11 protein-coding genes are annotated in these 13,835 nt (G+C 56.6%); 7 read left to right on the forward strand and 4 right to left on the reverse strand.

Annotated elements, in window-relative coordinates:
- Positions 1-97 precede the first annotated feature (97 nt).
- From ACIQ0G_RS00370 to ACIQ0G_RS00380, 3 genes are all read left to right on the forward strand, one after another.
- Positions 98-1,135 (forward strand): quinone-dependent dihydroorotate dehydrogenase, encoded by a 1,038-nt coding sequence (locus tag ACIQ0G_RS00370; RefSeq protein WP_397576209.1) that lies wholly within the window; start codon positions 98-100, stop codon positions 1,133-1,135.
- 44 nt (positions 1,136-1,179) lie between these two features.
- The gene (ggt, locus tag ACIQ0G_RS00375) at positions 1,180-2,922 is read left to right on the forward strand and encodes a gamma-glutamyltransferase (RefSeq protein ID WP_397576184.1); all 1,743 of its coding nucleotides are present in this window, start codon (positions 1,180-1,182) and stop codon (positions 2,920-2,922) included.
- A gap of 143 nt (positions 2,923-3,065) precedes the next feature.
- On the forward strand, positions 3,066-4,826 hold the full coding sequence (locus ACIQ0G_RS00380; RefSeq protein ID WP_397576210.1) for an AMP-dependent synthetase/ligase: 1,761 nt from the start codon (positions 3,066-3,068) through the stop codon (positions 4,824-4,826).
- Between the two features lie 132 nt (positions 4,827-4,958).
- Here ACIQ0G_RS00380 and ACIQ0G_RS00385 read toward each other — a convergent pair whose 3' ends face one another.
- On the reverse strand, positions 4,959-5,699 hold the full coding sequence (locus tag ACIQ0G_RS00385) for a TlyA family RNA methyltransferase (protein ID WP_397576185.1): 741 nt from the start codon (positions 5,697-5,699) through the stop codon (positions 4,959-4,961).
- Positions 5,700-5,748: 49 nt separating this feature from the next.
- On the opposite strand from ACIQ0G_RS00385, the gene ACIQ0G_RS00390 reads away from it, so the two are divergent.
- Positions 5,749-6,279 carry a hypothetical protein gene (locus ACIQ0G_RS00390; RefSeq protein WP_397576186.1) on the forward strand — a complete coding sequence of 177 codons (531 nt, stop codon included), beginning with the start codon at positions 5,749-5,751 and terminating at the stop codon, positions 6,277-6,279.
- Positions 6,280-6,712: 433 nt separating this feature from the next.
- The gene (gene sppA, locus ACIQ0G_RS00395; RefSeq protein WP_397576187.1) at positions 6,713-8,587 is read left to right on the forward strand and encodes a signal peptide peptidase SppA; all 1,875 of its coding nucleotides are present in this window, start codon (positions 6,713-6,715) and stop codon (positions 8,585-8,587) included.
- A 52-nt stretch (positions 8,588-8,639) separates the two neighbouring features.
- Here the strand turns inward: sppA and ACIQ0G_RS00400 are convergent, their stop codons facing one another.
- From ACIQ0G_RS00400 to ACIQ0G_RS00410, 3 genes are read right to left on the reverse strand one after another with little or no spacing between them, the layout of a single operon-like run.
- Positions 8,640-8,951 (reverse strand): hypothetical protein, encoded by a 312-nt coding sequence (locus ACIQ0G_RS00400; protein ID WP_397576188.1) that lies wholly within the window; start codon positions 8,949-8,951, stop codon positions 8,640-8,642.
- Positions 8,948-9,484, reverse strand: coding sequence for an inorganic diphosphatase (gene ppa / locus ACIQ0G_RS00405; RefSeq protein ID WP_324479498.1), 537 nt, complete (start codon positions 9,482-9,484; stop codon positions 8,948-8,950). Before ppa ends, ACIQ0G_RS00400 begins: the two co-directional genes overlap by 4 nt.
- Before the next feature lie 22 nt (positions 9,485-9,506).
- Positions 9,507-11,441 carry a M61 family metallopeptidase gene (locus ACIQ0G_RS00410; RefSeq protein ID WP_397576189.1) on the reverse strand — a complete coding sequence of 645 codons (1,935 nt, stop codon included), beginning with the start codon at positions 11,439-11,441 and terminating at the stop codon, positions 9,507-9,509.
- An 80-nt stretch (positions 11,442-11,521) separates the two neighbouring features.
- Between ACIQ0G_RS00410 and hisS the strand changes: the two genes are divergently transcribed.
- Positions 11,522-12,742 (forward strand): histidine--tRNA ligase, encoded by a 1,221-nt coding sequence (hisS, locus tag ACIQ0G_RS00415; RefSeq protein WP_397576190.1) that lies wholly within the window; start codon positions 11,522-11,524, stop codon positions 12,740-12,742.
- A complete protein-coding gene (gene prfA / locus ACIQ0G_RS00420; RefSeq protein WP_397576191.1) occupies positions 12,739-13,818 on the forward strand; it encodes a peptide chain release factor 1 in 1,080 nt (359 codons plus the stop codon). The genes hisS and prfA overlap by 4 nt, the downstream gene beginning before the upstream one ends.
- Positions 13,819-13,835: the final 17 nt, after the last annotated feature.

The following is a 13,835-nucleotide window of genomic DNA, read 5'->3' on the forward strand; positions in this document are numbered from 1 at the left end:
ATAAAATTCGGGCATTTGTGGCCAAAATCATCTTGGTACGCTTCATGAACGTAATCCCGCCGTTGCACCTTGCACGCGACTCGTGAATAGCACCGCAATGTTTTACCGACTTGCACGCCCCTTTTTGTTTCAGGCAGATGCCGAAACCGCCCACAACATGTCCCTTACGGCACTGAAAATGTTGCCCATCCCGTCTATGGGAACGCAGGGCGCGGCTTTGCAACAAAGCTTTGCCGGGTTGCACTTTGCAAATCCCGTTGGGTTGGCGCCGGGCTATGACAAAAACGCCGAAGTACCCGTTGAGATCATGCGCCTTGGCTTTGGGTTTACCGAGGTCGGCACGTTAACGCCGTTGCCGCAGGCGGGTAACCCAAAACCCCGCTTGTTCCGGTTGGTCGAGGACGCAGCGGTGATCAACCGCATGGGCTTCAACAACGAAGGACAGGCGGCGGCTATCGCGCGGCTGCAGAATATTCCGGACACGGCATTGGCGGGGCCGCTGGGCATCAATATCGGCGCCAATAAGGACAGCGCGGACCGCATTGCTGATTATGTCATCGGCGTGCGTAATATGGAGCCTTTGGCCGATTATCTGACGGTCAACATTAGCTCGCCCAATACGCAAGGGCTACGTGCGCTGCAGGACAAGGCTGCGTTGGATGACCTGTTGGCGCAGGTTATGGCCGCGCGGTCGCGGGCAACGCCGGTCTTCCTGAAAGTTGCGCCCGATCTGCAGCCCGCCGACATTGACGATATTGTCAGCGTGGCGATGGCGCGCGGTGTTGCGGCTTTGATCGTATCGAACACCACCATTTCGCGGCCAGACCTGCAATCGAAACATGCAGGTGAAACCGGTGGCTTGTCAGGTGCGCCGCTGCGAGATCTTGCGCAGCAACGCCTCATCGATTTTCGCAAGGCAAGTGGCGGCAAGCTGGGCTTGATTGGCGTCGGTGGCATTGCCTCTGCCGAAGATGCGTATGCGCGCATCCGTGCGGGCGCATCTTTGGTGCAGATTTACAGTGCGCTTGTGTATCATGGCCCCGGACTGGCGCTTAAAATCAGCCGGCAACTGCTTAAACTTTTGCAGCGCGACGGGTTTGCCAATATCTCGGACGCCGTGGGGACTGACGCGTAAATCCGGGCTTGGCATTGCCGTGTGAAGCGGGCTAGGTATCGGGCATGAAAAAATTGTCCTTCGCGATCAGCGCACTCATCCTTGCCGCTCAACCGGTTGTTGCCGAAAATGTCGGTGTCGCATCATCGGCCGACCCCCGTGTTACCGAAGCGGGGATGGAAATGTTGCGTCAGGGTGGTTCCGCTGCTGATGCGGCGATGGCCATGATGTTGGCGCTGACCGTCGTTGAACCGCAATCCAGCGGCATTGGGGGCGGCGGCTTCCTTTTGTATCAGGACAGCGCAAAGGGCGTGCTTTCAACCATCAACGGGCGCGAGACGGCGCCAGCCGCGGCGACACCCGATCGGTTTGTCGGACCATACGGTAAAGCGCTCGGTTTCTTGGAGGCTTTTCAGGGCGGGCGTTCCGTGGGCGTTCCCGGCAATATCCAGCTTATGGCGGAAACCCACCGCAAATGGGGCAAGCTGTCTTGGGCGACGATTTTCAAGCCCGCCATTCGCCTTGCCGACAAAGGGTTCGTCGTCAACAAGACGCTTGAATCGCGGCTGAAAGGTATTCAGCCACTTTGGTCTAACTTTGACGCTGCGCGCGCGATTTATTGGCGGAATGGCGCGCCTGTTACCGCAGGGATGACGCTTAAGAATCCCGAACTTGCCACGACCATGAAGTTGCTGGCGGAAAAGGGACCCGATGCATTTTACACCGGCCCCATCGCCAACAAGATTGTAAGTGCGGTCACGACGAGCAAGCTTAGCCCCGGCGACATGACCATGACGGACCTTGCGCAATATCGCGCAAAGGAACAGCAGGCTGTTTGCGCGCCGTACCGCGTCTATGTGGTGTGCGGCATGGCCCCGCCTTCATCAGGCGCGACGACGGTGTTGCAAATATTGGGCACATTGCAACGTTTTGACTTGGCAGCATCCGGCAAAAACAGCCCCAAAAGCTGGTATTTAATTGGTCAGGCGATGCAGCTGGCTTATGCCGACCGCGAAAAATATCTGGCGGATGATGCGTTTGTGAATGTGCCGGTCGCTGGCCTTTTGAACCCCGAATATATCAAAGAGCGTTCCGCGCTTATTGACCCTGAAAAGGCGCGCACGGACTATCCGGCCGGGAACCCGCCCGGCGCGATGCCGCGCACGGCGGCCATTTCCAGTGAAGTGGCAGGAACAACGCATTTCACCGCAGTCGACCGCAGCGGCAATATCGCCAATATGACGTCGACGATTGAGGGGCCATTTGGCAGCCAGCTGGTCGCGGGCGGCTTTTTCTTGAACAACGAATTGACGGACTTCACCTTTTCACCCGAAAAGAACGGTGCACCGGTCGCCAACCGCGTGATGGGCGGAAAGCGGCCATTGTCGTCCATGGCCCCTACGATTGTGTTTGATCGCGATGGCCGGGCGGTTCTGGCGCTTGGTTCGGCCGGCGGAAAACGCATCATCATGCATGTGACCAAGACGCTAATCGGTGTAATCGATTTCGGCCTTCCGCTCGATCAAGCGATTGCGCTGCCAAATATCTATTTTGGCGGTGGCGGTCTTGAGGTCGAACAAAATACTATGCTTTCGGCGATGTCTGATGGCCTCAGCAAATTTGGACAAACGGTTCGCCCTGTCGATCTGGGTTCAAAAGTTAACGGCGCGCAGCTTGTAGGCAATAGCTGGACAGGGGCATCCGATCCACGCAGCGAGGGGACATCGTCCACCATCGACGCCAAGGGCAAAGTGAAAGTAACCGTGCCGAGATCGGTGGACGAAGCACCAACGGAGGATGTCGGTTAACACGATAGGCACGTTGCGCCCAACGCATTGGCACGCTAGCGTAAATTTCAGTGTCCCATAATGGACCGCAAAATGTTCCTTAGGAGAGAATAGTGGCTGCCGAGCAATTCGACGATTTTGACAGCTTCCCCAACCTCGTCACCATGTTTTTTGCACGTGCGCGGCATCGCGGTGACGCGCCGTTTTTGTGGGCAAAGCATGATGGTAGGTGGCAATCCTTAAGCTGGGCTGAGGTCGCGCGTCAGGTTGCGGGCTTCGCCAAATCGCTGCGCCAGCTTGGGCTGGAAAAGGGCGACCGGGTCATGCTCGTTTCGGAAAATCGGCCCGAATGGTGCATCGCCGATTTGGGCATCATGGCGGCTGGATGCGTGACCGTGCCGACTTACGTCACCAATACCGAACGCGACCATCAGCATATTCTCGACGACAGCGCCGCCCGCGCGGTGATTGTTTCGACTGCAAAGTTGGCAAAGACATTGATGCCGGCGGCGTTGCGGTCTTCGCAAGCGGAATTCATCATCGCTATGGAGTCGCAGCCAGCGGTGCAGCATGGCCAGTTGTCGATGCACCAGTGGTCTGAGATGGTTCAAGGCAATGATGCCGACATACGGGCTGCTGAGGCGGCTATGGCGGCAGTGACCCGCGACGATTTGGCGTGCATCATCTACACCAGCGGCACCGGCGGTGCGCCGCGTGGTGTGATGCAGCATCATGGCGCGATATTGCATAATGTCGATGGCGCCGCTGAGGTGCTGCGCGAGGATTTTGGGCTGGATGAAGAAGAAGTCTTCCTGTCATTTTTGCCGCTCTCGCACGCCTACGAACATAGCGGTGGGCAATTCCTTCCCATCAGTGTCGGCGCGCAAATCTATTATGCGGAGGGGCTGGAAAAGCTCGCATCCAATATCGAGGAAACACGGCCAACCGTCATGGTGGTCGTTCCCCGATTGTTTGAAGTCCTGCGCCAAAGAATGATCAAGGCCGTCGAGAAGCAGGGTAAGTTTCCAAATTACTTGCTCAATAAAGCCCTGACCATTGGCGAGCGCGACTATTCGGGGCGCAAGCGGCTTTCCGATGCACCGATGCGGTTGATTTTATCGCGGACGATTAAGCCCAAAATCCAGGGACGCTTTGGCGGCCGGATGAAGGCGATGGTATCGGGCGGTGCGCCGCTCAATCCCGACATTGGCGTGTTTTTCCAATCCTTGGGCATCACCTTGCTGCAAGGGTACGGACAGACCGAGTCTGGCCCCGTTATCAGCTGCAACCGGCCCAGAGCGGGTATCAAGATGGATACCGTTGGCCCGCCGCTGAAGAATACTGGGGTCAAGATTGCCGAAGATGGCGAGATCCTTGTCCGTGGTCCTTTGGTGATGAAGGGCTATTGGCGGAACAAGGCGGAGACCGACCGGGTCATCAAGGATGGTTGGCTGCACACCGGCGACATCGGCCATATCGATGATCGCGGACGTATTGCCATCACTGACCGCAAAAAAGACCTGATCGTCAACGACAAGGGCGACAACATCGCGCCGCAAAAGATTGAGGGCATGCTCACGCTGCAGCCCGAAATTTTGCAGGCGATGGTTTCAGGTGACAAGCGGCCTTACATCGTTGGCCTTATCGTTCCAGATCCCGAATGGGCGCTGGAATGGGCGCGTGCGCAAGATATGAAATATGATTTCAATGCCTTGCAGGGCAATCCGCAGTTTCGTGCTGCGGTTCGTGCCGCCGTCGACCGGGTCAATGCGGATGTGTCGGTAACCGAAAAGGTCCGCCAGTTTGAATTTGCCGATGAGCCTTTCACAATCGAAAATGGCGAAATGACGCCGAGCATGAAAATTCGGCGCCATGTCATCCGCGAACGTTACGCAGCGCGCGTCAATGGCCTTTACAAGGACTAACGCGTCGCGACGTTTTGTCGGTTTGCTTATTTCGCGTCCAACCATGCACTGACCTCGGACCGGATCCGGGGTTGGGTTTTGATGCGCGTTTCTATGGACCGGATTTTCATATGACTGCTCCCCGGTGGGGCGCTACACATTTTGCGCCCAGATAAGAAATTCGACATTGCCTTGCGGCCCTGTGATCGGGCTGGTGGTCAAACCGCGTATCGTCCAGTTTTTTTCGACCAACCACTGCTGTACCTCGTTGCAAACGCGTTCATGGACTTCGGGGTCCCGCACCACGCCGCCTTTGCCAACTTCTTCGCGGCCAGCCTCAAACTGTGGTTTGATAAGTGCGATCAATTGCGCGCCGCTTTTGGCAAAGGTCAAAGGCCGCTCAAGCACTTTGGCGAGGCCAATGAAGCTTGCGTCACAGACGATGAGGTCAACGGGCTCGGTAATATGCACGTCGGTCAATATCCGCGCGCTTGTCTGTTCATGAACCACCACGCGGGGGTCTTGCCGCAGTTTCCACGCAAGCTGGTTCGTGCCACTATCGACGGCGTACACCCGCGTTGCCCCTTGCGTCAGCATAACGTCGGTAAAGCCGCCCGTTGACGAACCCACATCAATGGCCACCATGCGGGTTACATCGATAGCAAATTCATCAAGGGCATGGGCAAGTTTAATGCCGCCGCGCGAGACCCAGGGGTGGTCGCTGCCCTTCACACTGATTTCGGTATCTTCGGCGATTTGCTGCCCTGGCTTTAGTGCCTTGGCATCACCGATATAGACATGGCCCGCCATGACCAATGCCTGCGCACGCGTTTTGCTTTCGGCAAGGCCGCGATCAACGATCAATTGGTCTAGTCGTGTTTTTTTGGTCGCCATGTCGCAACGCGCTAGCGGAGCAGATGCGATTTGGCCATAAGACAAAGTCATGCAAACCCGTAACCTGACCCTCATTGCAATGTTGCTGCTCGCATCCTGCGTTGCGCCACCACCACCGCCAGCCCAAAGGGCCGCGCCCGTGCCTCCACCGGTCGCCGCCACGCCTGCACCAACGCCGCGTCTATCGGCGGATTGGAATGACTGGCCGTTTGCCGTGGGTGATTGGGTATATCGGCGCGATGTTCGCGGATCGACTGCTTCATTTGGACCGACTGGCCAAAATGCAGTCGTCAGCCTGCGCTGCGACCTGCAAAATCGGCGCATATATGTGTCGCGTGAAGCGACTGCGCCGGGGCAACGCATCGTCATACGGACATCTTCGTCCATGAAGGAATTTGCGGCAAAGCCGACCGGCGGAACGCCCGCCTATCTGGCCAGTGAAATCATGCCGATGGATGCTATATTGGATGCGATGGCGTTCAGCCGCGGACGGATATTATTGGAAACGGACGGACATCCGCCCATCATTTTGCCGGCATGGGCAGAGATTGCACGCATTGTCGAAGATTGCCGCAATTAGCATTTTGACCATGTCGCATATCGCGGCGCAGAACCCCAATATTTGCCCGAAAAAAAATTTAATACAAGACTTGTTTAAGTCACCCGTTTGATTCAACTTCGGTCCTGCGGAGGGCAGATATATGTTTGAAGCAAGCAATTTCCATTCAACGAAAGGAGGTGATCCGATGTCTCATGGTTCAGTTAAGAGGTCGGGGAATTCCGTTCGGGAGATCGGCCGCCGATAACATCGGCGATGCCGGTCACGGCATGAAAGCAACTTCCGGCAGCGGCACATCCGACCGCTGACCCATGTTTAAGGGCCGTTGGATCATTCCAGCGGCCCTTTTCTGTTTCGCAATCTTGTCAGCGCGCAACATCTTTTTGTCGAACAATAGTGGCAAACGGCGTTTGAATGCTTACATCAGAACAAAGATCAAAAGGGGCATCACATTATGCAGTTTCTGCGCGTCAGCTGGAAAATATTGGTTGGGTTTAAGGACCTGCTGGTGCTCTTTTTCCTGTTGTTCTTCTTCCTCGCGATATTCGCGCTTCTGAACGCCAGCCCCAATCCGGCGGTCGTACGCGATGGTGCATTGTTGCTGAAACTCGATGGTGTTATTTCCGAACAGCCTGCAGAAGTTGACCCGCTTACAGCGCTCACGTCCTCAGCCATGCCAACCGGTGAAATCCGGCAACGCGATGTCGTTCGCGCGCTAAAGCTGGCGGAAAAAGATGCGCGGGTAAAACTGGTCGTGGTCGACATGGAACGGTTCATGGGCGGCGGACAGGCGAGCCTTGCGGCAATCGGCAACAGCCTTGAGGCGGTGAAAAAGGCGGGCAAGCCTGTCTATGCCTTCGCCACGGCCTATACGGACGACAGCTATCAACTGGCGGCCCATGCCACGCAAATCTGGATGGACCCATTGGGCGGCGCAATGATTACGGGACCCGGCGGATCACAGCCATATTATAAGGGCTTGCTCGACCAGCTTGGTGTGAAGGCCAACATATACCGTGTCGGAACCTTCAAGAGCGCCGTTGAACCCTATATGCGCACCGAGCAGTCCCCTGAATCCAAAATGGCGATCAAGGGCGTATATGATGAAGTTTGGAGCCAGTGGAAAGCGGGCGTAGCAAAGGCGCGCCCCCAAGCACAGCTGGACCGTATGTTGACCGACCCGGCCGGTGCGGTGGAGTCCGTCAAAGGCGATCTGGGGCAATTGGCGCTGTCGTCGCGTCTGGTCGACAAGCTGGGTGACCGTATCGCATTCGGCAAATTCATCGCCGGCAAGGTTGGCGCGGATGACAAGAAAACGACCGGCGGCTTTGCCCACACACCGATGGACGCGTTACTTGCGAGCTATGGTCCCGCAACCGCGGGTGCGCAGATTGGCGTTGTGACCATTGCGGGTACCATCGTTGACGGAGAGGGTGGTCCCGGAACCGCAGCGGGCGACACCGTCAGCGGTCTCATTTACGATGCGCTCGACAATAAGGATTTGAAAGCTTTGGTGGTCCGCGTGGACTCGCCGGGCGGCTCCGTCACGGCGTCTGAAAAAATCCGTCTGGCGATTGAAGCGGCGAAGGCAAAAAAGATTCCGGTCATCGTTTCGATGGCGAACTTGGCCGCAAGCGGCGGTTATTGGATATCGCTTCCCGCCGATGTTATTTTTGCCGATCCTGCCACGATTACCGGATCCATTGGTATTTTCGGCGTCATTCCAAGTGCGGAGGCTGGCCTTGCGAAAATCGGCGTGAATGCAGACGGCGTGAAGACAACGCCATTGTCCGGCGAACCGGATATCTTGAATGGCTTCAGCCCCGAATTTGACCGCGTGGCCCAAAGCGCCATTGAGAATGGCTATCGCCAGTTCCTGACGCGCGTCGCAACGGCGCGCAAGAAAACGCCCGAACAAGTCGATGCCATCGCGCAGGGGCGTGTGTGGGCAGGTGGCACGGCCCGCAAGCTTGGCCTTGTCGACAGGACCGGTGGTATGCATGATGCGCTCGCGGAAGCCGTAAAGCGTGCCGGATTGAAACCCGATGGATGGCATGCCGAATATATCGAACCGCCAACGAGCTTCGCAGGCACGCTCATCAGTGGCCTGATGCCAAAGCGGGCGCAGGCTGCGGCACCGATGGATATTTTTGCGCAAGCATCGTGGCAGCAGCAGTTGCTGTTCCAGCGGATTTCGGCTGATCTGAACATGCTCACCGGCGTGCGTGGCGCGCAGGCCAAATGTCTTGAATGTGTGGATTTTGGTGCACCCGCGACGGCAAAGGCCGATACCGGTTGGTTCGCGATGTTGATGAAGGCTTTAAGCTAAAAATGTGTCATCCCGAACTGATGTCCGGGATGACAAATATCAGTTGGGTTGTTTACGCCTTCACCGCGCAAATAAGGCCGGACGAGCTTACGACGCCCAGTATTTCGGGGTCTTGCAGCGAACGTGTGCGCTTCAGAAAGTCCTCGACTGTAATCTTGCGCATGTCCTGACCGCGCAGCTTTTTAAGGCTGCTCAGTTTGTTCAGTTGCACAAGTGAAAGCCGGTCGACCATCCGGTCAGCCATACAGGCTGCAATCGGTTTGGGCAGACCGGCATCCATCAGCGCGGTTTTTACGCGTGCTTCAGGGGTGGCACATGCCGAGAGCGCTAGTGCAACCAATGTGACTAGCGCTGTCCGATTCATACACCATGTTCCTTCGCACGTTCGACGCATTCCATGATAATGCGCTTGGCGTCGTTTTCATCACCCCAGCCATTCAACTTGGCCCATTTGCCGGGCTCCAGGTCTTTATAATGGGTGAAGAAATGTTCGATCTGTTGAAGGACGATTGGTGGCATATCCTTATAGGTCACAACGTCCGAATAATAAGGGAAGGTCTTGTTGACCGGCACGCAGAGCAATTTCTCGTCACCGCCAGCATCATCTTCCATCATCAACACGCCAATCGGGCGGCATTTGACGACCGCACCGGCAACGATAGGCGAGCGCGCGACGACGAGCGCGTCCAACGGGTCGCCATCTTCACCCAATGTATGCGGAACAAAGCCATAATTGGCGGGGTAACGCATGGGCGTGTGCAGGAAACGGTCTACGAAAAGAGCGCCAGAAGCCTTGTCGAATTCATACTTTACAGGTTCACCGCCAATGGGAACCTCGATCAGCACGTTCAGGCTTTCAGGCACATTGTCGCCTGCTGGAATCAAATCAATACGCATGGGAGAATGCTTTCAAATGGTTTTAGTTGGTCCGCCGCGGACTGAGCAAACGATCGATCGCCGTTTCGCCCTTGCCCGTGGTTTCGAGGTGCGGATAGCGCAAGCCGCCCGAATAGGCGATGTCTATTTGCTCAAAACGTTTGTTGCGTTCCAATATAAGGCGCACGGGCTTTTCCCCACCCTTTGCAGCCTTGATTGCGGCACTCAGGCCGTCTTTGGAGTAAGCATAGCCATCGACCGCAATGATTTTGGTGCCGTTGACAATATTGGCCTTAAAAGCAGGGCCGTTCCATAATACCGATGTGACACGACCTTCTTTGTCCAACGTCAGCCCCAGCGAGTGGGTGAGGTTGAAGTTGTTGCCTTCCTTCATCAGCTCTTTGTCGAAGATGTTTGGCTCTTCTTTCCAGACAAGTTTGTACCCGCCCAATTCAAAACCGTTCAACGGTGCGGGCTGACCCGGTTGACGCAGTTTGGTATCTAGAAACTTCGCCCAATCATAAGGCTGCACAGCATTCAGCGTGCGGACAATCTCGTCAAAATTATAAGTGAGCACGCCCCAATTGGCGTTGCGCACGCCAAAAAAGGCTTTGGCGAAATCATCGAGCGATTTCTTACCCTTTGAAAGCGTGCGGATGGTCATGTCCGCGTCGAGCCAGATGAGCGAGCCTTCATTATAATAATCTTCGCCGCGTGCGTGGCTTGCGAATGGCTTGGCTTTGCGTGCGCCAAAAATGGGATCATGCGTGGTATCTTCCACCGAACGCCACGTGCGGCCTGGCTGTTCTGCGTAAAAGCCCGCATATTTGGCCCATTCGCCCATCACCATTTCTTTGGATTGCAGGCCCGAGCGCGCACCAAGGACGAGATCCCAATAGCTGGTCTGCCCTTCATAGACCCACAACAAATTGTCGCGCATCGGGGTGGAATAATCGGGCGTCCACATCGTATCGGGACGGCGGAACTTGCCGTTCCAGCTGTGCGTGAATTCGTGCGGCAACAGGCCGCGTTCGGACATATTGTCATCCCATTCGATGAAATAGTCGGTCTCGCGCGTATTTTCCGAGCTGCGATGATGTTCAAGCCCAATGCCGCCAAGCTCTTCGGTCAGGCCAAGCAGAAATTCGTAGCGATCAAAATGCTTTGATCCAAAAAGCAGGAGCGATTCATCCACCAATGCGCGATGTGCAGCGATGTGTTCGGGCTTGGCGGCCAGATATTTGGGGTCGTCCGCCCACACGTTCAGCGTGACATTGTTGCCCAGGTCCCATTTTTTATAATGTGGCCCCGCGAACATCGGGCTGTCGACAAGGGTTTCAAAACTCGTCACGCCATAATCGATGCGGTTGCCGGTAATCTTTGGGCCATCAAGCGCGGCCACGCCCGTCCAGCCTTCGGGCAATGTAATCGACGGCTTTACCTGAATAGCGCGGGTAAAATGTCCTGCGGGGTACAAGGCCACCTGTTCCCATTGGACGTTCATCATATTGGGCGTGACGTTGATGCGGCCTTCACTTTCGCGGACGGGCGCTGTGAATTGGAATTCTAAATCGACGGACGATGTTTCGGCAGGCACATCGACATGAAAAGCGTACACCTGAACCGGGTCGCGGGTCCAACGCAGCGTCTTCCCGCCCGCGCGGATCATCAGCCCCGTCATTTCGGCCAGTGCACCGCGTGGACCATGCTTGCCGGGCAACCATTGCGGGTAAAGCAGGATGAGCGGCTTGCCTTTTTCTACAGGAATGACCTGACGCACTTGGAAAATAGCGCGATCAATATCGGTTGCGTCCACAGACAGGATCATCGGTTCCGACAAGGGGCGATCTTGCGGCTCAGGGATGTTTGAGACGATAGGCACCGGCTGCGGCGCACTGTTTTGCGCAGAGGCTGCAGAAATGAGGCTAGCGGAAAGGGCGAATGCGGCGATAGCGCGCGACAATATGCGTGGATTCATGGGCCAGACTTTTGGCGAAAGCCGATTGGCGCGTCCAGCCCTATTCCACTAACAACAATTAGCCGCTAGGGCGCTTTAATATGGCAAAGATACAGACACCCCAAGCCGTTCGCGGTACTCAGGACATGTTCGGCGAGACAGAAGAACGTTTTGCGCATGTCGTCGCAACATTTGAGCGCGTGCGCAGGCTTTATGGATTTAAGGGGCTGCAACTGCCCGTCATTGAGCCAACGGCGGTTTTCTCGCGCAGCTTGGGTGAGGCGACCGATGTCGTATCCAAGGAAATGTACAGCTTCGAAGATCGCGGCGGGGATTCAATCACGCTGCGTCCCGAATTTACGGCGGGCATTGCGCGCGCGTATCTCACCAATGGCTGGCAGCAATTTGCGCCGATGAAGCTGTCGGTGCACGGCCCATTGTTCCGTTACGAACGCCCGCAAAAGGGCCGCTATCGTCAATTTCACCAGATTGACGCGGAGATTATCGGCGCAGCAGAGCCTGCCGCCGATGTTGAACTGCTGGTGATGGCGGACCAATTGCTGAAGGAATTGGGCATAAATGACGGCGTGACGTTGCAGCTCAATACATTGGGCGACACGCCAAGCCGCGACGCGTGGCGGGCGGCATTGGTCGGCTATTTCAACGATCACAAGGGGGCGCTTTCCGAAGACAGCCTATCGCGGCTGGAGAAAAATCCGCTGCGTATTCTGGATAGCAAAGACCCCAAAGACCGCCCGATTGCCGACGCTGCGCCGGTGATCGACGATTATCTGTCTGGCGAAGCACAGGATTTCTTCGGCGCGGTCACAGTAGGCCTTGATGCCGCTGGTGTGGCTTGGACACGCAATGCCGCGCTGGTGCGCGGCCTCGATTATTATCGCCACACTGCGTTTGAATTTGTGACCGACCGGCTCGGTGCGCAGGGCACTGTTCTGGGTGGTGGACGCTATGATGGTCTAATCGAGAACCTGGGCGGACCAGCGACGCCAGCGGTTGGCTGGGCGGCGGGCATTGAGCGGTTGGGCATGTTGATTGACGCCGTGCCAACACAGCAGATCGAAGCCATGATTGTTTTGGAGAATGACGCGGGTCTTGGGCATGCCTTCGCGCTTTTGCGTCAGCTGCGCCAAGCCGGAATTTCGGCCGACATGATTGCAACTGGTTCTCCGAAAAAGCGCTATGATAAGGCCGTCAAGCAAAGCCCGGCGGCTATCCTGCGCGTCAATGAGGATGGGTATTACGGGATGTCCGGTGACGATAACAATGACCGGCTTAAGAGCGTTCTTCAGTCGCTCGCATGACCAAAATCTCCCCGCAACGTATCGCACTTATTGAATCGCGCTTTTCCGAGCTTGAGGCGCGGATGGCGTCGGGGCAGTTGGAGGGCGATGCCTTTGTCACGGCGTCCAAGGAATATTCGGAGCTTGAACCGGTGGCCAAGGCGGCTGCCAATGTCCGGCGACTGCGTAAGGAAATCGAAACCTTGCAGCATATGTCTAAGGATTCCTCCGACCCCGACCTGCACGAAATGGCGATTGAGGAACTGGAGGATGTCAGCCATCAGTTGAGCGAAGCTGAAACCGCTTTGGCCATTTCGCTCTTGCCGAAAGATGCCGCCGATGACCGGCCCGCCATGCTCGAAATCCGGGCTGGCACGGGCGGTGATGAAGCGGCGTTGTTTGCCGGTGACCTGTACCGCATGTACGAACGCTACGCCGCGGGGCAGGGGTGGAAGATCGAACCTATTTCCATCAGCGCGTCCGATGTGGGCGGGTTCAAGGAAGTGGTTGTCGCGATCAAGGGCAATGGCGTTTTCGCAAAGCTAAAATATGAAAGCGGTGTCCACCGTGTGCAGCGCGTGCCCGTCACCGAAAGCGGCGGCCGCATTCACACCAGCGCAGCGACCGTCGCGGTGCTGCCGGAGCCGACCGAAGTCGATATCCAGATCGAGGCGCGCGACCTGAAAATCGACGTGTACCGTGCGTCGGGTGCGGGCGGACAGCACGTCAACACCACGGACTCGGCCGTGCGCATTACCCACTTGCCAACAGGCATTGTGGTGACCTGCCAAGACGGACGCAGCCAGCACAAGAACAAAGAACAAGCCATGCAAGTGCTGCGTGCGCGCATGTACGAAAAAGAGCGCGAGGAAGCCCAAGGCGCGGAGGCCGAGGCCCGCAAAGCGATGGTTGGCTCAGGCGACCGTTCGGAACGCATCCGCACCTATAATTTCCCGCAAGGCCGCGTCACCGACCACCGGATCAACCTGACGCTGCATAAGCTTCCGGAGATATTGGAAGGCGGTGGCCTTGGTGAATTGGTCGCGGCGCTGATTGCCGAAGATCAGGCCGAACGCATGGCGGGTCTGTCGGATTAAGCCTCTCACGTCATCCT

This window comes from Sphingorhabdus sp., from assembly GCF_044354325.1.
Classification (GTDB): Bacteria; Pseudomonadota; Alphaproteobacteria; order Sphingomonadales; family Sphingomonadaceae; genus Sphingorhabdus_B.

Bases quoted from the DNA above. Each gene is read 5' to 3' on its own strand.
- ACIQ0G_RS00370 (WP_397576209.1), top strand. From the start codon at position 98: ATGTTTTACCGACTTGCACGCCCCTTTTTGTTTCAGGCAGATGCCGAA.
- ggt (WP_397576184.1), top strand. From the start codon at position 1,180: ATGAAAAAATTGTCCTTCGCGATCAGCGCACTCATCCTTGCCGCTCAA.
- ACIQ0G_RS00380 (WP_397576210.1), top strand. From the start codon at position 3,066: ATGTTTTTTGCACGTGCGCGGCATCGCGGTGACGCGCCGTTTTTGTGG.
- ACIQ0G_RS00385 (WP_397576185.1), bottom strand. From the start codon at position 5,699: ATGGCGACCAAAAAAACACGACTAGACCAATTGATCGTTGATCGCGGC.
- ACIQ0G_RS00390 (WP_397576186.1), top strand. From the start codon at position 5,749: ATGCAAACCCGTAACCTGACCCTCATTGCAATGTTGCTGCTCGCATCC.
- sppA (WP_397576187.1), top strand. From the start codon at position 6,713: ATGCAGTTTCTGCGCGTCAGCTGGAAAATATTGGTTGGGTTTAAGGAC.
- ACIQ0G_RS00400 (WP_397576188.1), bottom strand. From the start codon at position 8,951: ATGAATCGGACAGCGCTAGTCACATTGGTTGCACTAGCGCTCTCGGCA.
- ppa (WP_324479498.1), bottom strand. From the start codon at position 9,484: ATGCGTATTGATTTGATTCCAGCAGGCGACAATGTGCCTGAAAGCCTG.
- ACIQ0G_RS00410 (WP_397576189.1), bottom strand. From the start codon at position 11,441: ATGAATCCACGCATATTGTCGCGCGCTATCGCCGCATTCGCCCTTTCC.
- hisS (WP_397576190.1), top strand. From the start codon at position 11,522: ATGGCAAAGATACAGACACCCCAAGCCGTTCGCGGTACTCAGGACATG.
- prfA (WP_397576191.1), top strand. From the start codon at position 12,739: ATGACCAAAATCTCCCCGCAACGTATCGCACTTATTGAATCGCGCTTT.